A 26,262-nucleotide genomic window follows, 5' to 3' on the forward strand; every position below is an offset into this window, starting at 1 on the left:
GGCGCCCCGTCACGGCCGGGGGCGGGGCGCTGCCCGTTCCGCACCCGGCCGTGGTGACGCCTGGCGGCGGCCCGCGGGGTGTGATCCGCTGGACGCGTCGGTCTCCCCGCCAGGAGGCGGGCGGGCGACCGCGTGACGAGCCGCGTCGACGGAGGAGAGCCATGACCGTCCACGACCGCCGGGCGCCGGACACCGTCGTCGTCGGTGCCGGTCTCGCCGGTCTCGCCTGCGCCCTGGACCTCTGCCGCGCCGGACGCCGGGTGGCTCTGCTGGAGGCGTCCGACGGGCCGGGCGGCCGGATGCGCACCGACCGGCGGGAGGGCTTCCTGCTGGACCGCGGCTTCCAGGTGTTCAACACCTCCTACCCCCAGGTGAAACGGCGCCTGCACCTGCGGAGCCTGCGACTGCGGCCGTTCACTCCGGGCATCGTCGCGCACACCCCGGCCGGGCCGGTCCGTCTGGAGAACCCGACCAGACGGCCCGGCGCGGCGGGGAACCTGCTGCCCGGGCGGGTCCTCGGGGCGCGCGACCTCGCCGCGTTGGCCGCGCTCACCGCGCGGGACGCCCTGCTGCCCGCGTCCTGCCTCAAGAGGAGCCCGGACCGGGCCACCTCGGACGCCCTGTTCCGGGCGGGACTGTCGGACGAGGCGGTGGAGCACATCCTGCGGCCGTTCCTGTCCGGGGTCTTCCTGGAGGACCGGCTGGAGACCTCCGCCCGGTTCTTCCACCTGGTCTGGCGGAGCATGGTGCGAGGGACCCTCTGCCTGCCCGCCGACGGCATCGGCGCGGTCCCCGCCCAACTCGCCGGGTCCCTGCCCGAGGGCGTTCTCCGGCTGGAGACGCCCGTCGCCGCGGTCACCGCGTCCGGGGTGCTGCTGGCGGACGGCGGCGAGGTGCCGGCCACGACCGTCGTGGTCGCGACCGACGCCGCCACGGCCGCCCGGCTGCTGCCGGGCCTGCCGGTGCCGGAGGGCCGTACGGTCACCACGTACCACCACGCGGTCGCGCGGACGCCGATGGCGGAACCGACGCTGATGGTGGACGCCACCGGAACGGTGCTGAACACCTGTGTGCTGACCGAGGTCGCCCCCACCTACGCGCCGCGCGGCACCGCGCTGGTGTCCAGTTCCGTGCTGGGCGCGGACCGGCCCGGCGCGGCCGACGCGGTGCTCCGGCGCCTGGCCGAGATGTACGGCACCGACACCGGCGGCTGGCGGCAGGTCGCGGTGCACACCGTCACGGGGGCGCTGCCGGCGACGCTGCCGCCCGCGCCGCTCAGCCGGACGACCCGCTTCGGGCCCGGCCGGTACGTCTGCGGTGACCACCGGGCGACCGGTTCGGTGCAGGGCGCGCTGGCGTCGGGTACGCGTGCGGCCCGGGAGGTGCTCGCCGACTCGGCGCACGGGTGACGCCGCGTCGGCCGTTCCGCGCGCAGGGACGCGCGACCGGCGCCGATCGCGGCTTCCGCCGCATCGCGTCGGGGCGGGAGGGACACGCCGCGGGACGGGCCGGTGCGGGCGGACCGCTCAGGTCCGGAGGCGGTCGAGGAAGGAGGCGATCAGGGGGGCGATCTCGGGGAGGTGGTCCTCCAGGGCGAAGTGGCCGGTGGGGAAGAGGTGGAGTTCGGCTGCGGGCACGTCGTTCAGATAGGCGCGGGCGCCGGACTCCGTGAAGAAGGCGTCGCCGGTGCCCCAGACGATCAGCGTCGGCGGGCGGTGCTCGCGCAGCCACGCCTGCCAGGCGGGATACGCGGCGACGTTGCTCCCGTAGTCGTACGCCAGGGCCAGTTGGGCCTGCTGGCGGCCGGGCCGGTCGAGGAAGTACTGGTCCAGCAGCCATCCCTCCGGCGCGACGAGCGACGGGTCGGCGGTGCCGCCCTCGTACTGCGCGCGGGTGGCGCCGAGGGTGAACAGGTCGAGGATCGTGGCCTCGGCGCCGGGGGTGTCGGGAGTGAGCGCGACGAAGTCGCGGGCCGTGGCGGAGAGGCCCTCGGCGTAGGCGTTGCCGTTCTGCACGACCAGGCCGGTGACGCGTTCGGGGTGACGCAGCGCCAGACGGAAGCCGACCGGGGCGCCGAAGTCGAACAGGTAGAGGGCGTACCGGGTCAGCCCCAGCCGCTCGGTGAAGCCCTCGACGACGTCCGCGAGGCGGTCGAAGGAGTAGGTGAAGCCCTCCGGGGCGCGGGTGTGCCCGAAGCCCGGGTAGTCGGGAGCGATCAGCCGGTAGTGCCGGCCCAGGCTGTCGATGAGGCGCCGGAACTGGTGCGAGGCGGACGGGAACCCGTGCAGGAGGAGCAGCACCGGGGCGTCCGGGCGGTCCGGCAGTGACTCGCGGTAGAAGACCTCCACGCCGTCGACCTCGACGGTCCGGTGGGTCGTGCGGGCCGGGACCGAGATGCGGGAGAGAGCCGTAACGGTCATGGTCACATGCCTCCTGGGCTTGGTTGTGCATTAGGTATAGCTCGACCACTTCTAATGGGTCAACCGCTTCAGGTACCGTTAGTCGTATGCGTGACAGTGAGCCGTTGACCGGCGAGCCCCTGGCCCTGGACCTCGTCAACACGCGTCCGGCGGGCGTCGGCGGCCGCACCGACCTGCTCGACACGCCCGAGCGCCTGGCGGCCTGGCTCGCGCTGGAGGAGGCCCGGCTCGGTCTCGAGGTGGACGGCGCCGAGCCGACGGCGGCCGACCTCGCCGCCGTCCACGCCGTCCGCGCCCACACCGAGACGGCGGTCCGCGCCCTGCTGCACGGGCAGGAGCCCCCCGCCGGCGCCCTCCGCGCCCTCACCGACGCCCAGCGGGCCGCGCCCGCCGTCCGCGAGCTGACGTGGAACGGCGGCGCGGTCACGCCCGTGCTCCGCCGCACCGGCCCGCTCGGCGTCCGCCTCGCCGCCCTGCTGGCCGAGGCCGCCGCCGACCTGCTCACCGACCCCGCCGTCGGCAGGCTCAGGCGGTGCGAGGCCGACGACTGCGTGATGCTCTTCCTGCCCGCCCACCCCCGCCGCCGCTGGTGCTCGGCGGCCCGCTGCGGGAACCGGGCGCGCGTCGCCCGTTACTACCAGCGCCACAAGCGGTCCGCCGACCGGGAGCCGTGACCGCGGTCGTTCCGGTCTCCTGCCGTTCCTCGGCCGACACCGGCGGGCGAACGGCCGGCTGACCGGATCCGGCGCGCGACCGGTGCGCCGCCCGGGAGACGCCCGCCCCTCGAGGCGCCTCTGTCGCCTGTATTGACGCGGACATGGCTCATCAGTTTAATCATGGCTTGAGATAAGGCGTGACACGTTCGGACGGCGTCTCCGTCGCTCTCACCTCGCCTTCGCGGGCGCACCCGGGGCCGGTCGGGCGCCACCGCTCCACCTCCCGTGCGCGCACGCCATGAAGGTGAGGACACCCCCCACCCGGAAGGTCACCCCCATGGCCCTTTTGCGCAGGACGGCCCTGCTTCGCGGCGCCCCGCCCGCCCGCCGGCTCCTCGCGGCGCCGGCCGCGGTCCTCACTCTCGCTCTGGCGCTCACGATCGCCCCGGGCGCGACACCGCGGGCCGCGGCCGCGGGTGAGCGCGTCGACGTCTGGCTCACCACCACGTCGGACGCCGCCGGCCGCAACGTCACCCGCGGCCTCGCCCAGCAGGCGCCGCTGAGCTTCGGCCCGACCGGCGGCGGCGCCGACCAGGTCATCACGGTCGACGAGACCACCACGTACCAGCGGTTCGAGGGCGGCGGCGCCTCGATCACCGACACCACCGCGCACCTGCTGCGCGGTGGGGCGATCAGCGCCGCCACCCGCGACACCGTGATGCGCCGGCTGTTCTCGCCGACGGAGGGCATCGGACTGTCCTTCGTCCGCAATCCGATCGGCGCCTCCGACCTGTCCCGGCCGGGCCACGTCTCCCTCGACGACACCTGCTGCACCCTCGACGACTTCGGCGCCAACGGCTACGACACGAACGTCCGGCTGCTGACCGCGCAGGCCGAGCAGCTCAACCCGGCGCTGCGCGTCAAGGGCGTGCCGTGGAGCGCGCCCGGCTGGATGAAGGACAACGGCCGCATGGACCAGATGGGGTGGCTGAAGTGGGAGTACTACCCCCTGTACGCCCAGTACCTGGTCAAGTACGTCCAGAGCTACCGGGCCGCCGGCGTGCACGTCGACTACCTGTCGGTGCAGAACGAGCCGAACTGCTGCCAGGCCGGCAATCCCACGGCCATGAACTACCCGGGGATGAACTGGAACTCCTCGGGGCTGATCGAGTTCACGAAGAACCACGTCTACCCGGCGTTCCGCGCCGCGGGCATCGACACCAAGATCCTCGTGCATGACTGGAACTACGGCGACTACGCCGGCATGGGAGCGGCGATCCTGGCGGACGCCGGCGTCCGCGACGACCCGCTGTTCGGCGGCATCGCCTGGCACGGCTACGCCGGCGACCCGGCGGTGGGCAGCCAGGTGCACGACCGGTACCCGAACGTCCGGCAGTTCAGCACCGAGCACTCCGGCGGCACCTGGATCGCCGACCAGCACAGCGAGGACCTGGCCGACATCGTCGGCTACGCCCGCAACTGGAGCAGCAGCCTGGTCAAGTGGAGCCTGGCCCTCAACCAGGACATGGGCCCGCACAACGGCGGCTGCGGCACCTGCACCGGACTCGTCACCGTGCAGGAGGGCGGTCCCCGAGCGGGTCAGGTGGACTACACCATCGAGTACTACACCACCGGGCACCTCACCAAGTTCGTCCGGCCGGGCGCCTACCGCATCGCCTCCACCGCAGGCGCCACGGTGCCCAACGTCGCCTGGCGCAACCCGGACGGCTCCAAGGCCCTGATCGCCCACAACGGCGGCACGTCCGCCCGTTCGGTCCGCGTCGACTGGGGCGGCCAGTCCGTCGCCTACACCCTGCCCGCCCGCACCACCGCCACCTTCACGTGGTCCGGCACGCCGTCGGGCAACCCGGGCGGGACCACCGGCAGCCTCTCCGGGCTCGCGGGCAAGTGCCTGGACGTGGCGGGCGCGGGCACGGCCGACGGCACCGCCGTGCAGCTCCACACCTGCAACGGGACGGCGGCCCAGCGCTGGACCGTGGGCTCCGACGGCAGCGTACGGGCCCTCGGCAAGTGCCTGGACGTCTCCGGGGCCTCGACCGCCGACGGCGCGCGCGTGCAGCTCTACACGTGCAACGGCAGTTCGGCGCAGCGGTGGTCCTACGACCCCGCCACCCACGACGTGGTCAACACCGGCGCGGACAAGTGCCTCGACGTCACCGGCAACAACTCCGCGGACGGCACCCCCGCCCAGATCTGGACCTGCACCGGCGGCGCCAACCAGAAGTGGACGCTCACCGCCTGACGACCCCGCGGGCGGGCCCCCTTGGGGCCCGCCCGCATGAGGAAGACGGAGAAGACCACTCCGGCGACGGCGAAGAACGAGGCGAAAAACATCCGGTCGTCTCGGGCGATTCCGACGGCCGGATGTGGTCGTTTCCGGCGATCGGCGTGTACGGGTCATGCCGATTATGTGTCGGAAGCGTGGCCGGAAAACAGTTTCGTCGAGCGGGCGGAATTGATTCCGGGAATACCGGACCGGGGCGGCGCTCTTTTCTCCTGTGACGGCTCGGCGATACCGGGCGGCGGCTGAGGCGGTGCCGGTGAAGCGCGCCGCATCGGTGTGTGACCTGGCCTCCGCTTCCGGCGATCGTCCGGATCGCGCGTGCGAGGGGGCGGTGTGGTTGCACGCGCGGGACGCGAGATGAATCACAGCGTGACGTGCCGAAAGATTTTGTGGGCAGGCTTAAGTTCCTGCATACGCGGCATTTACATGCAGTGTGCAACTAGGCATGTACGGCCGGTAAGCGCGAGCGTCGGCCTATGGTCGATTTCTGGCCTGCCGCCGGCGCCGTCGAGCAGACCTGTCCCTGCCCCCGACGAAAGTAGGCGAGCGAAGTCTTGGCGACAGTCACAGTCGGTTCTTCCTCAGTGATCCACCGGACCGCCCCGAAGAAGACCACCGTCACCGACCCCGCACTCGTGAAGCGCGCCGTGAAGGCCGCCGCGCTGGGCAACGCGATGGAATGGTTCGACTTCGGCGTCTACAGCTACATCGCGGTCACCCTGGGCAAGGTCTTCTTCCCGTCCGGCAACCCGACGGCCCAGCTGCTCTCCACGTTCGGCGCCTTCGCCGCCGCCTTCCTGGTCCGCCCGCTCGGCGGCATGGTCTTCGGACCGCTCGGCGACCGCGTCGGCCGCCAGAAGGTCCTGGCCCTCACCATGATCATGATGGCCGCGGGCACCTTCGCCATCGGCCTCATCCCGTCATACGCCTCGATCGGCGTCGGCGCGCCGCTGCTCCTGCTGGCCGCCCGCCTGGTGCAGGGCTTCTCCACCGGCGGCGAGTACGCGGGCGCCTCCACCTTCATCGCCGAGTACGCGCCCGACAAGCGGCGCGGCTTCCTCGGCAGCTGGCTCGAGTTCGGCACGCTCGCCGGATACATCGGCGGCGCGGGCCTGGTCACGCTGATGACCGCCCTGCTGTCCACCGAGGACCTGCTGAGCTGGGGCTGGCGAATCCCGTTCCTGATCGCGGGCCCGATGGGCATCGTCGGCCTCTACCTGCGGATGCGCCTCGAGGAGACCCCCGCGTTCGCGGCCGAGGTCGAGAAGGCCGAGGCCGGCCGCCGGAAGGTGCCGCTGCGCCGGATGATCACGGGCCAGTGGCGGGCGCTGCTGCTCTGCGTCGGCCTGGTGCTGGTCTTCAACGTCACCGACTACATGCTGCTGTCGTACATGCCGAGCTACCTGACCAGTGAGCTCAAGTACGACGAGACGCACGGCCTGCTGGTCGTCCTCGGCGTGATGGCCCTGATGATGGTCGTCCAGCCCTTCGCGGGCGCCCTGACCGACCGCGTGGGCCGCCGGCCGGTGATCGCCGCGGGGTGTGCGGGCTTCCTGCTGCTGTCCGTCCCCGCCCTGCTGCTCATCCGCCAGGGCAGCCTGCTCGCGGTCGCGCTCGGCATGGGCGCCCTGGGCCTGCTGCTGGTCTGCTTCACGGCCGCGATGCCGGCCGCGTTGCCGGCGCTGTTCCCCACGAACGTCCGCTACGGCTCGCTGTCGATCGGCTTCAACGTCTCCGTGTCGATCTTCGGCGGCACCACCCCGCTGGTGGTGACGGCCCTGATCGGGGCGACCGGGAACATGATGATGCCCGCGTACTACATGATGGCCGCCGCCGTGGTCGGCGGTGTGGCGGTGTGGTTCATGGCGGAGTCGGCGGGGCGCCCGCTGCCCGGCTCCGCGCCCTCGGTGGAGGGCTGAGGACGGCCCGGGGCCGGTCGGCCGCGGCCGACCGGCCCCGGACGACCGGGCCGCGGGGCGCGCCCCGCGGCCCTCAGGCGGTCCGCCGCTCGCGGCCCCAGGCCGCCAGCGGCCGGAGCGCCTCGTTGAGGCGCGTGCCGTCCTCGGTCAGCGAGTACTCGACACGGGGCGGCACCTCGTCGTGGGAGACACGGTGCACGACACCGTCCGCCTCCATCTCCCGCAGGTGGGAGGCCAGCACCTTCTCGGAGATCCCCGGGAGCAGCCGGCGCAGCTCGCCGAAACGGCGGCAGGGGTGTTCGTGCAGTGCCCAGAGGATCAGCACCTTCCACTTGCCGCCGATCACCTCCATCGCGGTGTCGATCCCGCAGACGTGTCCCCCCGACGCGCCCGGCCGGTTCAGCGTCGTCATGACCCCCACCCTTCTGACGTGCTCGCTCACCCGAGGGTAACCACCCACTCCGAAGTGCGTACTTGATCACCTCCGGGCCCGCGACCAGCCTGATCGACATGACACACGACACTGTGGAGAAGACCCCCCTCACCCTGCTGGGCCTCGGAGCGATGGGCACCGCGCTGGCCCGTGCCTGGCTCGCCGCGGGGCACCCGCTCACCGTCTGGAACCGCACCCCGGCCCGCGCCGCGGCGCTCGCCGCCGAAGGGGCGAGGGTCGCGGACAGCGCCGCCGAGGCGGTCGCGGCGAACACCCTGGTCGTCGTCTGCCTGGTGGACGACGCCTCGGTCGACGAGGCGCTGGCCGGCGCCGACCTGGCAGGCCGGGACCTGGTCAACCTCACCACCGGCACCCCCGCCCAGGCCCGCGCCCGCGCCGACCGGACCCGCGAGCGCGGCGCCCGCCACCTGGACGGCGGCATCATGGCCGTCCCCCCGATGATCGGCCTGCCGGAAGCCGGCGGCTACGTCTTCCACAGCGGCTCACGGGACCTGTTCGAGCGGCACCGGGAGACCCTCGGCGTCCCGGCCGGCACCATCTACGTCGGCGAGGACCCGGGCTTCGCGTCCCTCTACGACGTGGCCCTGCTCAGCGCCATGTACGGCATGTTCGCCGGGGTCGCGCACGCCTTCGCCCTGATCCGCAAGGAGGACATCGATCCCGCGGCGCTCGCCCCGCTGCTCGCCGACTGGCTCATCGCGATGGCCCCGTCGGTCCACCGGACCGCCGACCACCTGCGGAGCGGCGACTACACCGAGGGCGTCGTGTCCCGTCTCGCCATGCAGGTGGCCGGTACGCCGACCTTCCTGAGCACCGCCGAGCAGCAAGGCGTCAGCCCCGAGCTGCTCAGCCCCTACTTCGCGCTGATGCGCCGCCGCCTGGCCGAGGGCGGGGGCGACGAGGACCTGACCGGGGTGATCGATCTGCTGGTGCGCTGACCGGCCGCCCGCCGCGGCGTTCCCCGCGGACCCGACCGGCAGGGCCTGACCCGGCCGCCGAGCCGGCCGGGATCCGCTCGGCGGCCCTCCGGGCGGCCCTCGGCCCGGCGCCGGGCCGAGGGCGGCGGCCCCGCCCACCCGTCGTGCCCGAGGTCAGGGCCGTGCGGGGGAGGCGGGCGCTGTCTGAGAGGCTGGTGGGCATGGACATCCGACGCAGGAACAACATCACCGTCACCGGTAAACCGCAGGGACCGCCGGTGGTGCTGGCCCACGGGTTCGGCTGCGACCAGAACATGTGGCGGCTGACGGTGCCCGCCCTGGCCGACGACCACCGGGTGGTGCTGTTCGACTACGTCGGCTCGGGCCGCTCCGACCTGTCCGCGTTCACGGAGGACCGTTACGCCTCCCTCGAGGGGTACGCCCGGGACGCGGTCGAGGTCTGTGAAGCGCTCGACCTGCGCGACGCGGTGTTCGTGGGGCACTCGGTCAGCGCGATGACCGGGGTGCTGGCCGCCGTCATGGCCCCGGAGCGCATCGGGGCGCTGGTGATGGTCGCCCCGTCCCCCCGGTACATCGACTGCGACGGTTACCGGGGCGGGTTCAGCGCCGAGGACATCGACGAGCTCCTGGTGTCGCTGGAGTCCAACTACCTGGGGTGGTCGGCGGCGATGGCACCGGTGATCATGGGGAATCCGGAGCGGCCGGAACTCGGTGAGGAACTGACGAACAGCTTCTGCGCCACCGACCCGGACATGGCGCGCGTCTTCGCCCGGACCACGTTCCTGTCGGATTCGAGGGACGACCTGAAGACCGTGCGGGTGCCGACGCTGGTGCTGGAGTGCACCCAGGACGTCATCGCCCCCCGCGAGGTCGGAGCCTTCGTCCACCGGGCGATTCCCGGCTCGACGCTGGTCACTCTCGACGCGACCGGGCACTGCCCGCACCTGTCCGCGCCGCAGGCCACCAACGAGGCGATCACCACGTTCCTGGCAGGCCTGCGGTGATGTGCCGGACCGGGCAGGACCCCGAACCCCGCGGCACGGGCCACGAGGACGCCTCGGCCGCGGCGTTCGCGGCGCTGCTGGAGGACAGCGCCGAGGACCTGTACGAGAGCGCGCCGTGCGGGTACCTGTCCACGCTGATGGACGGCACCATCGCCAAGATCAACGCCACGCTGCTGAACTGGCTCGGCCTGGAACGCGAGGCGGTGGTGGGCCGGATGCGGTTCACCGACCTCCTGACCGTGGGCGGCAAGCTGTACCACGAGACGCACTTCGCGCCGCTGCTGCGGATGCAGGGCGAGATCGGCGGCATCGCCCTGGAGATCAAACAGGCCGACGGCGCCCGGATGCCGGTGCTGGTCTCCTCGGCGGTCAAACACGGCGACACCGGCGAGCCGCTGCTGATCCGCACCACCGTCTTCGACGCCCGGGACCGCCGCGCCTACGAAGAGGAACTCCTGCGCGCCCGGCAGGCGGCCGAGGCGGCCCGCGAACAGGCGGAGGCCGACCGCGCCCGGCTGCAGAGCGCCCTCGCCGTGCTCCAGCAGTCGCTGCTGCCCGACTCCCTGCCGCAGGTGCCCGGGGTGGAGGCGGCCGCCCACTACCGCACCGCCTCTCCCGACCAGCTGGGCGGCGACTTCTACGACCTCTTCCCCATCGACGGCAAACGCTTCGCCTTCTTCCTCGGCGACGTGTGCGGCAAGGGTCCCGAGGCCGCCGCGGTCACCTCGCTGACCCGCTACACCCTGCGCGCGGCCGCCCTGCACGACCCCGACCCCGTCTCCGCCCTGTCCACCCTCAACCAGGTGCTCCACGCGCGGTACACCGGCAAGGACCCCCGCTACTGCACCGCCATATTCGGCGTCGTCGAACCCGACCCCGTCACCGGGCACGCCGCCGTCCGGCTCGCCTCGGGCGGCCACCCCCCGGCCCTCGTCCTGCGCGCCGACGGCACGGCCGACTACCTGCCCACCCCCGGCGGTCTCCTCGTCGGCGTCCTGCCGTCCGCGCCCTTCACCACCGCCACCACCGCACTCCGCCCCGGCGACACCCTCCTGCTCTACACCGACGGCCTCACCGAAGCCCGTACCGGTGAGGACCGCACCGCCCTGTACGGCGACGAGGCCCTGCGCGCCTTCGCCGTCGGCCACGCCGGCCGGCCGGCGCACGCCGTCGTCCAGGCCCTGGCCGGCCTGCTGGACGACTTCGCCGACGGCCTCGACGACGACACGGCCCTGCTCGCCCTCGGCGTCCCCGCCCACGACCCCCGGACGAAGAACCCCGCATGAGCCCGCTGAAGATCACCACCCGAGACGCCGCGACCGGCCCCGTCCTGCAGGTCGTCGGCGATCTCGACTACACCCACGCCTCCGAACTGAGAGACCTCCTCCCCGCACTCGCCCTCCAGCCGGGCCAGCGCCTCGTCCTGGACCTGGCCGGCATGGCTTTCTGCGACTCCAGCGGCCTCACCGCCCTGATCGCCGCACGCAACCACGCCGAGGCCGCGCGGGCCGACATCGCGCTCGCCGCCGTTCCCGCCCCCACCCTGCGCGTCCTGCGCATCGTCGGCCTCGACCAGGTCTTCCCCCTGCACCCCGACAGCGAGGCCGCCACCCGGCCCTGACCGCCGGTGCCCCTGACCGCCGACCGCGCCCCTGGACGGCTCTCGCCACGACGGCCGGGTGCGCCGCGGCCCAGGAGGGGGACGCCGTCCCGGTCCGGGCCCCGGCGTCCGGGGAGCCGGCCCCGGCGCCCGGGCCCAGGCCGCAGGTGCCCGACGCCGATACGCCGTCCCGTCCGGTCGTGCGCACCGTCGTCCGGCCGTCCGTGCTCGTGCGGTAGGCGATGCAGATCAACTGGCGCAGCCCGACGGGCGCCGGGCCAGCGGCGCCCCGAACGGCGTCGAGCGCGGCGCGGCCGGGGCGCCGGTCGCGCTCACAGGAAGCGCCGGATCGGCGTGACGGCGGCTTCCTTGGCGCGCTGGAGCACGGCGCGCCGCTTCCACCGGGCGAGGTCGATGTCGACGCTGCGTTCCAGGTCCGCTTCGTAGTCGCGGTCGAGCACGGCGGTGAACGCCTCGTCCAGCACGGCGAGCATGACCTCCTCGTCGTGGTCCATGGACCGGCGGTTGAAGTTGGTGGATCCGATGAGGGCGGCGACCGAGTCCACCGTGATGATCTTGGCGTGCATCATCGTCGGCTGGTACTGCCGGATGCGCACCCCCGCCTCCAGCAGGCGTGTGTAGTGGTGCTGACCGGCGAGCTGGCAGGCGCGCTGGTCGGTGTGGGGGCCGGGCAGCAGGATCTCCACGCGCACCCCGCGGCGGGCGGTGCGGCACAGCAGGTCGACGAAGTAGGCGTCCGGGGCGAAGTAGGCGGTGGCCAGGCGGAAGCGTTCCTCGGCGGAGGTGAGCATGACGCGGATGAGGGTCTGCATGTCCTGCCAGCCGATGCTGGCGGAGCCGCGCACCACCTGGACCACCGACGATCCGGGCTGGCGGTGCTCGGCGAAGCGGTCGCGCTCGTCGAAGAGCTCGTCGTGGCACTCGGCCCAGTTCTGCGCGAACGCGGCGGCGATCCCGTCCACGGCCGGGCCGCGCACCTGGACGTGGGTGTCGCGCCACTCGTCGGCGTTGCGGGCGTCGCCGCACCATTCCTCCGCGATGCCGACGCCGCCGGTGAACGCGGTGTGCTCGTCGACGACGAGGGCCTTGCGGTGGCAGCGGTGGTTCTGCTTGAACGGCGACAGCCAGACGGGCTTGCGGAACCAGGCCACCTGCACACCGGCCTCGTCCATGAGGGCGAGCAGGTCCCGTTCGATCTGCTTGGCGCCGAAACCGTCGAGCAGCAGCCGTACCCGCACCCCCGCGCGGGCGCGTTCGGCGAGGGCGGCGGCGAAGTCGCGGGCGATCTGACCGCGCCAGTAGACGAACGTCATCATGTCGATCGTGTGCCGCGCCGAGCGGATCGCGCGCAGCATCGCGGGGAAGATCTCGTCGCCGTTGCGCAGGGGCACCAGCTCGTTGCCTTCGGTGGCCGCCACGCCGATGAGCCGCTCGAGACGGCGGCGCAGGCGCTGCTTGCGGCTCTCCGCGTCAGATTCGCTGCCACGAGCAGTGGCGGTCGGTATGCCGTCGAGGATCACGCCGAGTCTCCCGTAGGGCCAAGAGGACGGATGGTTGCGGGCCGGCCGGTGAGCCCGAGGAAGCGGATGCCCGGCAGCGGCCGGCTCATTCCCGCGCTCCCGGCGGCCCAGCGGGCACGGCGACGCCCGGTGCCGGAGGAACGGCACCGGGCGTGCGCGGTGGACCGGTGAGGCGGTGGGCTCCCGCTCGCGGGAGCCCACCGGGGGGCGCTCAGCGGACGGCGCGCCGTCCCGCCGCCCCGTTCGGGGTGCCGGTGATCGTGAACTGCGAGCCCGGCTCGATCAGCACGTCTCCCTGGGCCGATCCGGTGATCGTCACGTCGGTCAGGGTGGCGCTGCCGCGGGCGCCGCTCATCGCGAGGATGCCGGAGCCGTTGACGGACCGGTCGATGCGCACGTTCGTGATCTTCACTCCCGGCATCGCGCCGCCCCCCGTCTTGAACTGGATGCCGTCGTACGTCGAGTCGTGGATCTCGGTGTCCCGGATCGTGACGCCCGGGATGTCCTGGCCCTGTGCGAACAGGGTGATCGCGCCGAACTCCTGGGCCTCGCCCCAGAACGCGCCGCCCGTGCGGTACAGGGCGTTGCCCGCGATCAGGGTCTGGCCGGTGAAGGGCAGCGGGTCGTGGTCCGTGGCCAGCATGATGCCCGGGTAGTTCATGGTGTCGGAGACGACGTTGTTCTCGACGGTGTTGCCGTGACCGCCGTACACCGCGATGCCGTTGGCCCGCCACGGCAGCTGGACCGTGTTGTTGCGGAAGTGGTTGTCGTGGCCGACGTCCACCGAGGTGTCCTTGACGTACTTGCTGGCCCACACCGCGAGCGCGTCGTCGCCGGTGTTGCGGAAGGACGAGTTGTGGACGGTGGAGTTGCGGGTGCCGTTGGCGAAGTTGATGCCGTCGGCGTACGTGTTGCGGATGCGCACGCCGGAGAACTCCAGGCCGTCGCCGGGGCCCCACAGTTCGGGGATGTTGGCGTAGTCGCGGCCCGCCCAGACACCGACGTTGGCGTGCTCGATCCACACGTTGGTGATCTTCGTGCCCTTGCCGAAGCGGCCGTTGAGGCCGACGCCGCCCTCGGCGTTGCCGTCGCCGCCCCGGATGGTGCCCGAGCCGAAGATCGCGATGTCGGAGATCTGGGTGTGGGAGTCGATGTCGAAGCCGAAGTTGCCCTCGTGCGGGTGGTTGATGCCGCCCGCCTGGTGCGGCGGGGTCAGCGTGTACAGCTGGGAGTGCCACATGCCCGCGCCGCGGATCGTGACGTCCCGGATGCCCACCTGGTTGTACTGGCCCCGGTTCAGCGGGTCGTCGGTGAGGATCTTCTGCTCCTGGCGCCACTGCCCGGCCGGGATCCACACGCAGGAGATCTGGCCGTTCTGGTCGGCGGTGACCGCCCGCTGCAGGGCGTCGGTGTCGTCGAGCCCGTCGTTGGGGACGGCGCCGTACTCGGTGATCGAGGTGCAGCCGGCCGGCTTCGAGGCGGGCGGTGCGACCTGCTCCAGGTCGATCAGGTCGATGATCTGGAACGCGGCCGAGTCGCCGGCGTCGCGCTGGAGGCGGAACACGGTGCCCGCCGGGTAGCTCCGGGAGAGCAGCGCGTGGGACTCGTCGAACAGGCGCCGCGCGTCACCGCCGGGCCGGTTGGTCAGCCCCTCGGGGTCGTCGGTGCTGCCGTACAGCCAGCTGTGCTTGGACGACAGGGTCAGCTTCTGCACGAAGGCGCCGTCGACGTACAGGCTGATCGTGGCGTCCGCGCCGCCGCCGGAGGAGGAGTCAGGGACCGAGTTGCGGACGACGACGGAGTTGGCCGCGCCGGTGGAGGTGAACTCCACGTACTGGCCGGTGGAGGTGAGCCGGACCGACCTGCGGCCGGAGGACTCGGTGGCGAAGTCGGTGTGCCCGAAGGTCCGCTTGGCGTCGGCGGTGAGCAGGGTGCCGGTGTACCGGCCGTCCTCCGCCTCGTACTCCGTGTACGGCACGGCGGCGCCGCGTCCCACCACCAGGGACTCGGCCAGCACGTTGTTGTTCTCGTCGGTCTCGGTGACGACTCCGGTGGCGTCGGCGGTCGCGGTGAGGGTCACCCCGCCCGCGGTCGCCGTCCAGGTCCCGCCGATCGCCACGTTCACCGTCGCGTCGGGCGCCACCTGGCCGGTGGCGCCGTCGAGCGTCGTCGAGCCGGCCTGGAGGCGGGTCACGGAGCCGGCCGGGGCCGCACCGGTGCCCCGGTTGTGCACCGCGACGGTGAACGAGACGCTCTGGCCGACGGCCGGGTCGGCCGGGCTGGCGGTGATCGACCGGACCTCCAGGTCCGGGCCGGGCGCTCGGGTGACGACCAGTCTGTTTGTTGCCGTGCGGCTGTTGTTGCTGTCGTCCAGCTCCGGGACGGTGTTCCGGGCGTCGACGACCGCCGAGACGCCGTAACTGCCCGCGGCGCGCGTGCCGGTGGTGACGTCCACGGTCGTGGAGGCGCCGGGCTCCAGCGCCGGCACGGACGCGCTGCCCGCGACCGTGCCCTCGACGCTGACGTCCACGGTGGTGGCGGCGGAGCGCGCGGTGCCGGCGTTGCGGACGGTGGCCTTGACGGTGACCGGATCCTTCTCGGTGGGCGCGGCGGGCGTCCAGTCCAGGGTGGTGACCGTCAGGTCCGGGGCGGGCGCGGCGGTGCCGACCACCTGGAACTCGGCGACCTGGCCGCCGGGCGCACCGGAGTTGGCGGTGAAGTGCAGGCGTACGTCGGACCAGCGGCCGCTGACCGGGACGGTCACCGTGTTGCCGCTCGCCGGACTGAAGGAGTACGCCTTCGCGTCGGCCAGCGAGGTGAAACCGCTCGCGGACCGCGGGCGGCCGAGGACCTGGAAGGTCTGGGTGCGCGCCGCCCACACGGGGTCGGGGTTGAGCTTGACCACCACGCCGGTCACGTCCGCGTCCGCGCCCAGCCTGACGGTGAGGTCCGACGGATGGCCGGCCGCCTCCCAGTAGGTGGAGGTGGAGTCGTCGGTGGCGTTCGCGGCCACGTAGGTCTGCACGGAGGAGGTCGCCTCCACCGGTTTGTCGCGGGCCAGGTTGGTGCCGGCCGGCGGCGGGTCGCCCGGGTCGGTGCCGTCGTCGTCGCCGTACACCTCCACCTCGGAGAGCTGGGCGGCGTTCCAGCCGGTGTTGCCGGAGATGTCGACGCGGACGTACCGCGCGTCCGCGGGGGAGGCGAGGGCGACGGAGACCGCGTTGGCCCGGGCCGGGTCGAACACCCGGACCGCCGAGGCCGCGAGGGTGCTGAAGCGGGAGCCGTCGGTGCTGCCCTGCAGCGACAGGGTCTCGTTGCGGCCGCCCCACCCGGTGGGGAGCTTGAGCACCACCCGGTCCACCTCGCGGGCCGCGCCGAGGTCGACCTGCGCCCACTGCGGGAAGGACCCGGCGGGACCCTCCCAGTAGGAGGCCTGGACGCCGTCGGTGAGATGGCGCGCGGGGTACTCGGCGTGCGCGCCGCCCGCCGTGGCGGGACGGCCGAGGGCCAGGTTGACGTCGGCGGCGGCCACGTGCGCGGGGGAGGCCGCCTGGGCGGGGGAGGCGGCGGCCAGCGGCAGCAGGCCGGTCGACAGGAGTCCGGCGACGACCGCGCCGGTCACGGGCCGGCGGCCCGGTGGTCTCCATCTCATGGGGTCCTCTGTTCGGTCGGTGAACGTGGGGGAGGGCACGGCGGACCGGCCCCGGAGGCGGGGGAGGGGAGCGGGCCGGGCCCCGTGGAGGGCGGACCCGGGATGAGGCGGCAACGGCCGTGCACGCAAATTGAGTCGTACAGTCGATTCTTTGCGGAAAGTACGCCCACAGGTTTCTAGCGTGTCTCCGCTTTGTCAACGGCCCTCGCAGCACCGGCAGTTGGGGCCGCAAGCCGCTTGCGTCGCTTGCGGATCCGTTTGCGTCATCCTGAAAGCCCGCGCGAAAGCCGCTGGCCCCGGCCTTTCGCAGGTCGTAGCGGCCTTCGGGGGCGGAAGACCACTCGTGCCGGGATGGTGGACGAACCCCTACCGGTCTGCAACTCTCTGATCGCTCAACGCAAAAGACAGTGCCACGTCCCGCACATCGAGATGTGTCCAGGGAGCACCCCCGTTGAGCCACCCACCAACCGCGTCCCTCCGCGCCACGGCGGACGGGACGAGATCGGGGAGACATGAGACCGCAACGCCGGGGATGGCGGGCGCTGGCCGCCGTCCTCACGACCAGCCTGCTGACGCTGGGCGGACCGTCACTCGTCGCCGCCTCGGCGGCCGGCGGCCCCAACCTCGCCGCCGGGCGGGCCGCCACGGCCGGCAGCTCGCACGCCGAGTACGCCGCCCGCAACATCACCGACGGCGACCAGGGCTCCTACTGGCAGAGCGCGGGCAGCGACCTGCCCCAGTGGGTCCAGGCCGACCTCGGCTCCTCCGCCCGCGTCGACGAGGTCGTCCTCAAGCTGCCCGCCTCCTGGGAGGGCCGCAGCCAGACCCTGTCCGTCCAGGGCAGCGCCGACGGCACCGGCTTCACCACCCTGAAGGCATCCGCCGCCTACACCTTCAGCCCCGCCTCGGCCAACACCGTCACGGTGTCCTTCCCGGCCGGGCAGGCCCGCTACGTCCGCGTCCAGATCACCGCCAACACCGGTTGGCAGGCCGCCCAGCTCGCGGAACTGGAGGTCCACGCGGCCGGCGAGTCCTCCACCGACCTCGCCCGCGGCCGCGCCCTCACCGCGAGCAGCCACACCGAGTCGTACGTGCCGGCCAACGCCGTCGACGGCAACAAGGCCAGCTACTGGGAGAGCCGCAACAACGACCTCCCGCAGTGGATACGGGCCGACCTCGGCTCCTCCCTCGGCGTCAACCGGGTCGTGCTGAGCCTGCCCGACGGCTGGGGAGCCCGCACCCAGACCCTGAAGATCCAGGGCAGCGCCGACGGCAGCGACTTCACCGACCTGACGGCCTCACGGGCGTACCAGTTCGCCCCGGCCGACGGCAACACGGTGACGATCGCCTTCGACACCGCCACCACCCGCTACGTCCGGGTCCTGGTCACCGCCAACACCGGGCGGCCCGCGGCCCAGTTGTCCGCGCTGGAGGTCTACGGGCCGGCCACCGGCGACACCCGGGCGCCCACGGCCCCCGTGAACCTGGCGTTCACCGAGCCGTCCACCGGGCAGATCCGGCTGACCTGGAGCGCCTCCACCGACGACACCGCCGTCACCGGGTACGACGTCTACGCGAACAACGAGCTGCTGACCTCGGTCGCCGGCGACGTGACGACGTACACCGACACCCGGCCCGCGAGCGCCACGGTCTCCTACTTCGTGCGCGCCAAGGACGCCGCCGGCAACGTCTCCGGGGACAGCAACACCGTCACCCGTCGGGGCGGGACCGGCGACACCCAGGCACCCACGCCTCCCGCGAACCTGGCGTTCACCGAGCCGTCCGCCGGGCAGATCCGCCTCACCTGGAGCGCCTCCACCGACGACACCGGCGTCACCGGCTACGAGGTGTACCGGGACAACACCCTGCTGACCACGGTCGCGGGCAACGTGACCACCTGCACCGACGACCGCCCGGCCACCGTGACCGTGTCCTACTTCGTGCGGGCGAAGGACGCCGCCGGCAACGTCTCCGGCGACAGCAACACCGTGACCCGCACGGGCACTTCGGGCCCCGGCTCCAACCTGGCGGTCGGCAGGCCGATCACGGCCTCCTCGACCGTGCACACCTTCGTGGCCGAGAACGCCAACGACAACTCCACCAGCACCTACTGGGAGGGCTCCGGCCACCCCGCCACCCTCACCGTGAAGCTCGGCGCCGACGCCGACGTCACCGGTGTGGTGATCAAGCTCAACCCCGACCCGGTCTGGGCGGCCCGCACCCAGACCGTCCAGGTCCTCGGACGTGAGCAGTCCGCGAGCGGCCTCACCTCGCTGGTCGCCGCGAAGGAGTACGCCTTCAGCCCGTCGAGCGGCAACTCCGTCACCGTCCCGGTCACCGCGCGGGTCGCCGACGTCCAGCTCCGCTTCACCGCCAACTCCGGTGCCCCCGCAGGGCAGGTCGCCGAGTTCCAGGTGATCGGCACCGCCGCGCCCAACCCCGATCTGGAGGTCACCTCGCTGACCGCCTCGCCGGCCTCGCCCGTCGAGTCGGACGCCATCACCCTGTCCGCGACCGTCCGCAACAGCGGCGAGAGCGCCGCGCCCGCCAGCAGCCTCGCGCTGCGGCTGAACGGCACCAAGGTCGCCACCGCCGCCGTGGGCGCCCTGGCCGCCGGGGCGCAGACCACCGTCAGCGCCTCGATCGGCGCCCGTGACGCCGGGACCTACCAGCTCGGCGCCGTCGCCGACGACGGCGACGCGGTCGTCGAACAGAACGAGACCAACAACGCCTACACCGCGCCCACCGCGCTCACCGTCCGCCCGGTCAGCAGCTCCGACCTGGTCCCGGTGGTCACCGCCGCCCCCTCAGGACCGGCCGCGGGCGACACCGTCACCTTCCGGGTCGCCGTACGCAACCAGGGCACGACCGCCTCGGCGGGCGGCGGCCACGCCCTCACCGTGACCCTGCTCGACTCCCGCGGTTCCGCCGTGCGCACCCTGACGGGCTCCCACGACGGGACGATCGCCGCCGGCGCCACCACCGCGCCGGTCTCCGTCGGCACCTGGACCGCCGCCGACGGCACCTACACCGTCCGTGCGACGGTCGCGGCCGACGGCAACGAACTCCCCGTGAAGCGGGAGAACAACACCGTCGACCAGTCCCTGTTCGTCGGGCGCGGCGCCCACATGCCGTACGACATGTACGAGGCGGAGGACGGCGCCACGGGCGGCGGCGCCACCACCGTCGGCCCCAACCGCACCGTCGGCGACCTCGCGGGCGAGGCGTCCGGCCGCAGGGCCGTCACCCTCGACAGCACCGGCGAGTACGTCGAGTTCACCACGCGCGCGGCCACCAACACCCTGGTGACCCGCTTCTCCATCCCGGACGCCGCGGGCGGCGGCGGCATCGACGCCACCCTGAACCTCTACGTCGACGGCACCTTCCGCAAGGCGCTGCCGCTCACCTCGCGGTACGCCTGGCTGTACGGCGCCGAGGCCTCGCCCGGCAACGCGCCGTCCGCGGGCGCCCCGCGCCACATCTACGACGAGGCGCACCTGATGCTGGACGAGACCGTCCCGGCCGGTGCGAGGATCAGGCTCCAGAAGGACGCCGCCAACACCTCCCGCTACGCGATCGACTTCGTCAGCCTGGAGCAGGTCGCGCCGATCGCCGACCCCGATCCGGCGTCGTACGCCGTCCCGGCCGGCTTCACCCACCAGGACGTGCAGAACGCCCTCGACCGGGTGCGGATGGACACCACCGGCAAGCTCACCGGCGTCTACCTGCCGCCCGGCGACTACCAGACGTCCGCCAAGTTCCAGGTGTACGGCAAGGCCGTGCAGGTCGTCGGCGCCGGGCCCTGGTACACCCGGTTCCACGCCCCGGCGGGGCAGGAGAACACCGACGTCGGCTTCCGGGCCGAGGCGAGCGCCAAGGGCTCCGCGTTCCGCGGCTTCGCCTACTTCGGCAACTACACCTCGCGCATCGACGGACCGGGCAAGGTGTTCGACTTCGCCGGCGTCTCGGACATCGTCATCGACAACACCTGGACCGAGCACATGGTCTGCCTGTACTGGGGCGCCGACACCGACCGGATGACCATCAGCAACTCCCGCATCCGCGACACGTTCGCCGACGGGGTCAACATGACCAACGGGTCGACCGACAACCACGTCGTCAACAACGAGACGCGCTCCTCCGGCGACGACAGCTTCGCGCTGTTCTCGGCGATCGACGCGGGCGGCGCCGACATGAAGGACAACCTCTACGAGAACCTGACCTCGCTGCTGACCTGGCGGGCCGCCGGCGTCGCCGTCTACGGCGGCTACGACAACACCTTCCGCAACATCCACATCGCCGACACCCTCGTCTACTCCGGCATCACCATCAGCTCACTGGACTTCGGCTACCCGATGAACGGCTTCGGCCCCGGTCCGACGACGGTGGAGAACGTCTCCGTGGTCCGTTCCGGCGGGCACTTCTGGGGCGCCCAGACCTTCCCCGGGATCTGGCTGTTCTCCGCGTCCGAGGTGTTCCGGGGCATCCGGATCGACGACGTCGACATCGTGGACCCGACCTACTCCGGGATCATGTTCCAGACGCAGTACGTCGGCGGGCAGCCGGTGAACCCGATCGAGGACACCGTCCTCACCGACGTCTCCGTCACCGGCGCCCGCCGGAGCGGCGACGCCTACGACGCCAAGTCCGGCTTCGGGCTGTGGGCCAACGAACTGCCCGAGCCCGGCCAGGGCCCGGCGGTCGGCGAGGTCACCTTCAACGGGCTGCGCCTCGACGGCAACGCCGTGGACGTCCGGAACACCACCTCCACCTTCAAGATCAACATCGACCCGTGACCATCCGCCCGCAAGACGTCAGCAGATCCTGACGGAAAGGGAACATCGAGACCGAGGCTGGCGCAAGCCGTTTGCATGGGCTTGCGCTAGCCTTGCGTCCATGACGCGACGACTTGCTCAGGTTGCCAAGAAGGTGGGAGTCAGCGAGGCCACGGTCAGCCGGGTGCTCAACGGCAAGCCGGGGGTCTCGGAGGCCACCCGCCAGTCCGTGCTGACGGCGCTGGACGTGCTCGGCTACGAACGCCCCACCCAGCTGCGCGGCGAACGCGCGCGCCTGGTCGGACTCGTCCTGCCCGAGCTGCAGAACCCGATCTTCCCGCTGCTCGCCGAGGTCATCGGCGCCGCACTGGCCCAGCAGGGGCTCACCCCCGTGCTGTGCACCCAGACCAAGGGCGGCGTCTCCGAGGCGGACTACGTCGACCTGCTCCTCCAGCAGCAGGTCTCCGGAGTGGTGTTCGCCGGCGGCCTGTTCGCGCAGGCCGACGCCCCGCACGACCACTACCGGCAGCTCGCGGAACGCCGTATCCCGGTGGTCCTGATCAACGCCCCCATAGAGGAGCTGGACTTCCCCTGCGTCTCCTGCGACGACGCCGTCGCGGTGGAGCAGGCCTGGCGCCACCTGTCCCTGCTGGGCCACGAGCGCATCGGCCTGGTCCTCGGGCCCGGCGACCACGTGCCGTCCCGGCGCAAGCTGGCCGCCGCCCGCGCCGCCGCCGAGGCGGCCGGCGCGCCGCTGACCGACGACCGGGTGGAGCGCACGATGTTCTCCCTGGAAGGCGGCCAGGCGGCGGCCACGCGCCTGCTGGACCGCGGAATCACCGGCATCGTCTGCGCCAGCGACCCGCTCGCCCTCGGGGCCATCAGGGCCGCCCGGCGGCGCGGGCTCGCGGTGCCCGAGCGGGTGTCCGTCGTCGGGTTCGACGACTCCGCCTTCATGAACTGCACCGAGCCCCCGCTGACCACCGTGCGCCAGCCCATCGAGGCCATGGGCCGGGCCGCCGTCGACCTGCTGTGCGCCCAGATCCAGGGCGCCGAAGTCCCCCACGGCGAGCTGCTGTTCGAGCCCGAACTGGTCGTCCGCGGCTCGACCGCCCAGGCGCCGCGCGCCTGACTCCGCCCTCGTGCGCCGTACTCGTCGCACCCGCCCGTCGCGTCCACCGGCCGGCCCGCGCACCTCCGCGGGCCGGCCGCGTCATATCGGGGTCCCGGCGGGCAACGTGCCGTGTCCGACGCCGACTTGCGGAAAGAGGGCGGCCGGAGGTCGCGTCATGTGCGTTGCTCTGTCAATCAATTACGAAATCAGCGCGAGATATTGCGGAGCATTGTGGGGGGTGGTTGAGTGTGCGACGCGCCCCACCTCGCACCGGTGAGGGGCGCCTCCCACGTTCATGCCCAAAGGGGACCACTCATGAGAAGAGCTCGGCTCCGCCGCACCCGCCGCGTCGGCGCGGTCACCCTCGTCTCCGCGCTCACGCTGACGGCGCTCGCCGCCTGCGGCACGAGCAGCAGCGACGACGGCGACAACGGCAGCGGGAACGGGGCGAATTCCGACCCCGCCGCGCCGCTGGACCCCAAGACCAAGGTGACCATCACCATCGACTGCATGCCGCCGGCGGCCAAGAAGGCCGAGCTCAAGGAGTGGAACGAGGACGTCGAGGAGTTCAACAGGACGTACCCCCACGTCACCGTCCAGGGCCGCTCCACCCCGGGCCAGTGCCTGGAGCCGCCGCGCTTCACCGCGATGCTCAAGGCCAAGTCCCAGCCCGACGTGTTCTACACCTACTTCACCGACCTCGAGCAGGTCCTCGACAACGACGGCGCCCAGGACATCACCGCCTACGTCAACGACAGGACCGTGCCGCTGCTGAAGGACATCGACCCCGACGTCCTCGGCTCGCTCAAGAAGGACGGCAAGCTCTACGGCCTGCCCACCAGCAACTACCGCATGGGCCTGCTCATCAACCGCAAGCTCTTCGAGAAGGCCGGCCTCGACCCCGACGCCCCGCCCGCCACCTGGGACGAGGTCCGCGCGGCCGCCAAGAGGATCGCCGGACTCGGCGGCGGCGTCGCAGGCTTCGGCGAGTACAGCGCCGCCAACACGGGCGGCTGGCACTTCACCGCGCAGATGTACAGCCTCGGCGGCGACGTGGTCGACGCCTCCGGCAAGAAGGCCGCGTTCAACGACGCGATCGGCAAGCAGGTCGCCCGGAACCTCCACGCGATGCGCTGGGAGGACGACTCCATGGGCAAGACCCAGCTGCTGAAGTGGGGCGACCTCCAGAAGCAGATCGCCACCGACAAGCTCGGCATGTTCCTCGCCGCGCCCGACGACATCGCGTACATGGTCCAGCAACTCGGCGCCAAGTACGAGAACTTCGGCATGGGCCCGATCCCGGGCGGCAGGAACACCCTCGCCGGCGGCAACAACTACATGGTCAAGAAGGGGATCTCCTCCGACAAGATCAAGGCCGCGATCGCCTGGCTCAACTTCAAGAACCTCAGCGTCGGCAAGGGCCAGTTCGACTGGGAACGCACCAAGGCCGACGGCCTGCCGGTCGGAGTGCCGCAGCCGAACTTCTGGCGGAACGACAGCAAGGCCGAGGACGACGCCGCCCGCACGCGGTACGCCACCATGCCGGTGCGGAACTTCAAGGCGTTCATGGACAACCCGGTCCAGGGCAAGGCCGAACCCCCGAAGGCCCAGGAGATCTACAAGGTCCTGGACAACGTGATGTCCGGCATCCTCACCAACGAGGGCGCCGACATCGACAAGCTCCTGTCGACGGCGGAGACCCAGGTCAACCAGGTCCTCGCCCACCAGTGACCCCCGCCGGGCCGGGCGCTCTCCCACCGTCCGGCCCGCGGTCGCGCCCACGGCCCCGCCCGCCACCCGGGGCCCGGCGCCCGTCCGTCCCGTCACGCGAACGGACCCTCCCGCCCGGCGACACCGCAGCACGACCGAGGAGCACACCCATGTCGGCCCCCACCCTCGCACAGGACCCGGCGGCCGGGGAACGCCGTCCCCGCCGGCCGCACACCGGCACCGTCCCGTCCCCGGCAGGGGGCCTCGGCAGGGCCCTGCGCCGCAACGTCACCGCCCACGGCTTCCTCATCGGCGCGGTGCTCTGCTTCGCCTTCTTCTCCTGGTACCCGATCGTCCGCGAGTTCCTGCTCGCCTTCCAGAAGACCGAGGACGGCCGGGTCAGCTGGGTCGGCTGGGACAACTTCGTCACCGTCTGGAACGACCCCGCCTTCGGCCAGGCCTGGCGCAACACCCTCTGGTTCACGGTCCTCGCGCTCGTCCTCGGCTTCGCCGTCCCCTTCGTCACCGCGCTCGTCGTCAACGAGTTCCGCCACGGCCAGGGCTACCTGAGGCTGCTGGTCTACCTGCCCGTCATGCTGCCGCCCACCGCGTCCGTACTGCTCTTCAAGTACCTGTACGACCCCGGGTACGGCATGTTCAACGAGGTGCTGGGCGTGTTCGGCATCCCCGCCCAGCAGTGGCTGCAGGACCCCGACACCGCGATGCTCTCCGTCGTCGTCGCCTCCACCTGGATGAACATGGGCGGCGCCACCCTCATCTACCTGGCCGCCCTCCAGGGCGTCCCGGGCGAACTCTACGAGGCCGCCGAACTCGACGGGGCCGGCCTGCTGCGCAAGGTGTGGCACGTGACCGTTCCGCAGACCCGGTTCGTCCTCGCGCTGATGCTGCTCATGCAGATCATCGCCACCATGCAGGTCTTCATCGAGCCCTTCCTGCTGACCGGCGGCGCCGGACCCGAGGGGTCCACCACGACCGTCGTCTACCTGATCTACCAGTACGCCTTCAACTTCAACGACTACGGCGCCGCGGCCGCGCTCGGCCTGGTCCTGCTCGTACTGCTGGCCGGCTTCTCGGCCGTGTACACCAGGCTCAACCGCGCCACGGAAGAGTAGGACCCGGGGGAGACACGGACATGTCCACACGCACGCTCATCTCGCCGGCCCGCCTCGCCCGTCCCCGCGGCAAGGCCGTGTACTGGCTGTGCTTCGCGCTCGTCGTCGTCCTGTTCACGCTGGCCTTCCTCGGCCCGCTGTACTGGATGGTGTCCGGCGGCCTCAAGACCACCCAGGAAGCCGTCCAGACCCCGCCGACCTGGGTGCCCGGCTCCGTCCACCCCGGGAACTACCGGCGCGCCTGGGAGGTGATGGACCTCGCCGGGCTCCTCGGGAACACCCTCTACTACGCGTTCGGCGCGCTCGCCTTCCAGCTCGTGCTGGACGTCGCCGCCGCCTACTCCCTGTCCAAGCTGCGGCCCGTCCTCGGCAGGGCCGTCCTCGGGATGATGCTCGTCACCCTGATGATCCCGGCCACCGTCCTCGTCGTGCCGCAGTACCTCACGGTGCTGGACGTGCCGATCGTCGAGCGCAACCTGCTCAACTCGCCCTGGGCGATCTGGCTCCCCTCGGTCACCAACGCCTTCAACATCTTCCTGCTGAAGCGGTTCTTCGACTCCATCCCCAAGGAACTCCTCGACGCGGCCTCCATGGACGGCGCGGGCCCCCTGCGCGTCCTGTGGTCCGTGGTCCTGCCGATCTCCCGGCCCGTCCTCGGCGTGGTGTCGATCTTCGCGGTCGTCGGCGTCTGGAAGGACTTCCTCTGGCCGATGCTGGTCCTGCCCGACCCCACCGGCCAGACCCTCGCGGTCGGCATCTACTCCCTCGCCACCAGCGTGCCCGAGAACGTCCTCATCGCCGCCCTCACCATCGCCTCCCTGCCGACCCTGCTGCTGTTCCTGGTCTTCCAGCGCAACATCATGAGCGGACTGACCGCGGGCGGCCTCAAGGGCTGAACCCCGCCCGCCCCTCCCGGCACCGGCCTTCCCCCGCGCCCGCCGCCGTGAGCGGACCGCCCGCCGGTACCCCTTCCGATCCTCCGCCGCCGCCCCGTCCTCGACGCCCCGCTGTCCGGGGCGGCGGCGGAGAACCACCCCTGCC

At 72.2% G+C, this 26,262-nt stretch carries 17 protein-coding genes; 13 read left to right on the forward strand and 4 right to left on the reverse strand.

Features of this window, described 5'->3' with window-relative positions:
* The first annotated feature begins 161 nt into the window (after positions 1-161).
* Entirely contained in the window at positions 162-1,409 is a 1,248-nt protein-coding gene (locus ACH4F6_RS14695) for an NAD(P)/FAD-dependent oxidoreductase (RefSeq protein ID WP_397960505.1), read from the forward strand.
* A gap of 117 nt (positions 1,410-1,526) precedes the next feature.
* Here the strand turns inward: ACH4F6_RS14695 and ACH4F6_RS14700 are convergent, their stop codons facing one another.
* Complete coding sequence (locus ACH4F6_RS14700) at positions 1,527-2,420, reverse strand: alpha/beta fold hydrolase (RefSeq protein ID WP_397960506.1); 894 nt, start codon at positions 2,418-2,420, stop codon at positions 1,527-1,529.
* An 86-nt stretch (positions 2,421-2,506) separates the two neighbouring features.
* Between ACH4F6_RS14700 and ACH4F6_RS14705 the strand changes: the two genes are divergently transcribed.
* The 3 genes from ACH4F6_RS14705 (at position 2,507) to proP (ending at position 7,300) form a co-directional block, all read left to right on the forward strand.
* On the forward strand, positions 2,507-3,094 hold the full coding sequence (locus ACH4F6_RS14705) for a CGNR zinc finger domain-containing protein (protein WP_397960507.1): 588 nt from the start codon (positions 2,507-2,509) through the stop codon (positions 3,092-3,094).
* 319 nt (positions 3,095-3,413) lie between these two features.
* Positions 3,414-5,339 carry a ricin-type beta-trefoil lectin domain protein gene (locus tag ACH4F6_RS14710; RefSeq protein WP_397960508.1) on the forward strand — a complete coding sequence of 642 codons (1,926 nt, stop codon included), beginning with the start codon at positions 3,414-3,416 and terminating at the stop codon, positions 5,337-5,339.
* Between the two features lie 626 nt (positions 5,340-5,965).
* Positions 5,966-7,300 carry a glycine betaine/L-proline transporter ProP gene (proP, locus tag ACH4F6_RS14715; RefSeq protein WP_397960509.1) on the forward strand — a complete coding sequence of 445 codons (1,335 nt, stop codon included), beginning with the start codon at positions 5,966-5,968 and terminating at the stop codon, positions 7,298-7,300.
* Positions 7,301-7,373: 73 nt separating this feature from the next.
* Here proP and ACH4F6_RS14720 read toward each other — a convergent pair whose 3' ends face one another.
* A complete protein-coding gene (locus ACH4F6_RS14720; protein ID WP_397960510.1) occupies positions 7,374-7,712 on the reverse strand; it encodes a winged helix-turn-helix transcriptional regulator in 339 nt (112 codons plus the stop codon).
* 98 nt (positions 7,713-7,810) lie between these two features.
* Between ACH4F6_RS14720 and ACH4F6_RS14725 the strand changes: the two genes are divergently transcribed.
* The 4 genes from ACH4F6_RS14725 (at position 7,811) to ACH4F6_RS14740 (ending at position 11,317) form a co-directional block, all read left to right on the forward strand.
* Complete coding sequence (locus tag ACH4F6_RS14725) at positions 7,811-8,692, forward strand: NAD(P)-dependent oxidoreductase (protein WP_397960511.1); 882 nt, start codon at positions 7,811-7,813, stop codon at positions 8,690-8,692.
* 200 nt (positions 8,693-8,892) lie between these two features.
* Positions 8,893-9,696, forward strand: a complete 804-nt coding sequence (locus tag ACH4F6_RS14730; protein ID WP_397960512.1) for an alpha/beta fold hydrolase — start codon at positions 8,893-8,895, stop codon at positions 9,694-9,696.
* Positions 9,696-10,982, forward strand: a complete 1,287-nt coding sequence (locus ACH4F6_RS14735) for a PP2C family protein-serine/threonine phosphatase (RefSeq protein WP_397960513.1) — start codon at positions 9,696-9,698, stop codon at positions 10,980-10,982. Before ACH4F6_RS14730 ends, ACH4F6_RS14735 begins: the two co-directional genes overlap by 1 nt.
* Complete coding sequence (locus ACH4F6_RS14740) at positions 10,979-11,317, forward strand: STAS domain-containing protein (protein ID WP_397960514.1); 339 nt, start codon at positions 10,979-10,981, stop codon at positions 11,315-11,317. Before ACH4F6_RS14735 ends, ACH4F6_RS14740 begins: the two co-directional genes overlap by 4 nt.
* Positions 11,318-11,628: 311 nt before the next feature.
* On the opposite strand, the gene ACH4F6_RS14745 is transcribed toward ACH4F6_RS14740, so the two are convergent.
* Both ACH4F6_RS14745 and ACH4F6_RS14750 read right to left on the reverse strand, forming a co-directional pair.
* Positions 11,629-12,837, reverse strand: coding sequence for a phosphatidylserine/phosphatidylglycerophosphate/cardiolipin synthase family protein (locus tag ACH4F6_RS14745; RefSeq protein WP_397960515.1), 1,209 nt, complete (start codon positions 12,835-12,837; stop codon positions 11,629-11,631).
* A 211-nt stretch (positions 12,838-13,048) separates the two neighbouring features.
* Positions 13,049-16,489 (reverse strand): CARDB domain-containing protein, encoded by a 3,441-nt coding sequence (locus ACH4F6_RS14750; RefSeq protein WP_397960516.1) that lies wholly within the window; start codon positions 16,487-16,489, stop codon positions 13,049-13,051.
* A gap of 512 nt (positions 16,490-17,001) precedes the next feature.
* Here ACH4F6_RS14750 and ACH4F6_RS14755 point away from each other — a divergent pair.
* The 5 genes from ACH4F6_RS14755 (at position 17,002) to ACH4F6_RS14775 (ending at position 26,117) form a co-directional block, all read left to right on the forward strand.
* Positions 17,002-21,285: a discoidin domain-containing protein gene (locus tag ACH4F6_RS14755; protein WP_397960517.1), complete on the forward strand. Its 4,284-nt coding sequence runs from the start codon at positions 17,002-17,004 to the stop codon at positions 21,283-21,285.
* Between the two features lie 100 nt (positions 21,286-21,385).
* Positions 21,386-22,396, forward strand: a complete 1,011-nt coding sequence (locus tag ACH4F6_RS14760; protein ID WP_397960518.1) for a LacI family DNA-binding transcriptional regulator — start codon at positions 21,386-21,388, stop codon at positions 22,394-22,396.
* 297 nt (positions 22,397-22,693) lie between these two features.
* Positions 22,694-24,109, forward strand: a complete 1,416-nt coding sequence (locus tag ACH4F6_RS14765) for an ABC transporter substrate-binding protein (protein WP_397960519.1) — start codon at positions 22,694-22,696, stop codon at positions 24,107-24,109.
* Between the two features lie 149 nt (positions 24,110-24,258).
* Positions 24,259-25,221: a carbohydrate ABC transporter permease gene (locus tag ACH4F6_RS14770; RefSeq protein ID WP_397960520.1), complete on the forward strand. Its 963-nt coding sequence runs from the start codon at positions 24,259-24,261 to the stop codon at positions 25,219-25,221.
* A 20-nt stretch (positions 25,222-25,241) separates the two neighbouring features.
* Positions 25,242-26,117, forward strand: coding sequence for a carbohydrate ABC transporter permease (locus tag ACH4F6_RS14775; RefSeq protein WP_397960521.1), 876 nt, complete (start codon positions 25,242-25,244; stop codon positions 26,115-26,117).
* Positions 26,118-26,262: the final 145 nt, after the last annotated feature.

The sequence above is a fragment of the Streptomyces sp. NPDC017936 genome (assembly GCF_044328485.1).
Classification (GTDB): Bacteria; Actinomycetota; Actinomycetes; order Streptomycetales; family Streptomycetaceae; genus Streptomyces.

Excerpts from the sequence above, each read along its gene's own strand:
- ACH4F6_RS14740 (WP_397960514.1), top strand. The coding sequence starts at position 10,979 with ATGAGCCCGCTGAAGATCACCACCCGAGACGCCGCGACCGGCCCCGTC.
- ACH4F6_RS14760 (WP_397960518.1), top strand. The coding sequence starts at position 21,386 with ATGACGCGACGACTTGCTCAGGTTGCCAAGAAGGTGGGAGTCAGCGAG.
- ACH4F6_RS14725 (WP_397960511.1), top strand. The coding sequence starts at position 7,811 with ATGACACACGACACTGTGGAGAAGACCCCCCTCACCCTGCTGGGCCTC.
- ACH4F6_RS14720 (WP_397960510.1), bottom strand. The coding sequence starts at position 7,712 with ATGACGACGCTGAACCGGCCGGGCGCGTCGGGGGGACACGTCTGCGGG.
- ACH4F6_RS14755 (WP_397960517.1), top strand. The coding sequence starts at position 17,002 with ATGAGACCGCAACGCCGGGGATGGCGGGCGCTGGCCGCCGTCCTCACG.
- ACH4F6_RS14700 (WP_397960506.1), bottom strand. The coding sequence starts at position 2,420 with ATGACCGTTACGGCTCTCTCCCGCATCTCGGTCCCGGCCCGCACGACC.
- ACH4F6_RS14770 (WP_397960520.1), top strand. The coding sequence starts at position 24,259 with ATGTCGGCCCCCACCCTCGCACAGGACCCGGCGGCCGGGGAACGCCGT.
- ACH4F6_RS14735 (WP_397960513.1), top strand. The coding sequence starts at position 9,696 with ATGTGCCGGACCGGGCAGGACCCCGAACCCCGCGGCACGGGCCACGAG.
- ACH4F6_RS14750 (WP_397960516.1), bottom strand. The coding sequence starts at position 16,489 with ATGAGATGGAGACCACCGGGCCGCCGGCCCGTGACCGGCGCGGTCGTC.
- ACH4F6_RS14775 (WP_397960521.1), top strand. The coding sequence starts at position 25,242 with ATGTCCACACGCACGCTCATCTCGCCGGCCCGCCTCGCCCGTCCCCGC.
- ACH4F6_RS14710 (WP_397960508.1), top strand. The coding sequence starts at position 3,414 with ATGGCCCTTTTGCGCAGGACGGCCCTGCTTCGCGGCGCCCCGCCCGCC.
- ACH4F6_RS14765 (WP_397960519.1), top strand. The coding sequence starts at position 22,694 with ATGAGAAGAGCTCGGCTCCGCCGCACCCGCCGCGTCGGCGCGGTCACC.
- ACH4F6_RS14705 (WP_397960507.1), top strand. The coding sequence starts at position 2,507 with ATGCGTGACAGTGAGCCGTTGACCGGCGAGCCCCTGGCCCTGGACCTC.
- ACH4F6_RS14730 (WP_397960512.1), top strand. The coding sequence starts at position 8,893 with ATGGACATCCGACGCAGGAACAACATCACCGTCACCGGTAAACCGCAG.
- ACH4F6_RS14695 (WP_397960505.1), top strand. The coding sequence starts at position 162 with ATGACCGTCCACGACCGCCGGGCGCCGGACACCGTCGTCGTCGGTGCC.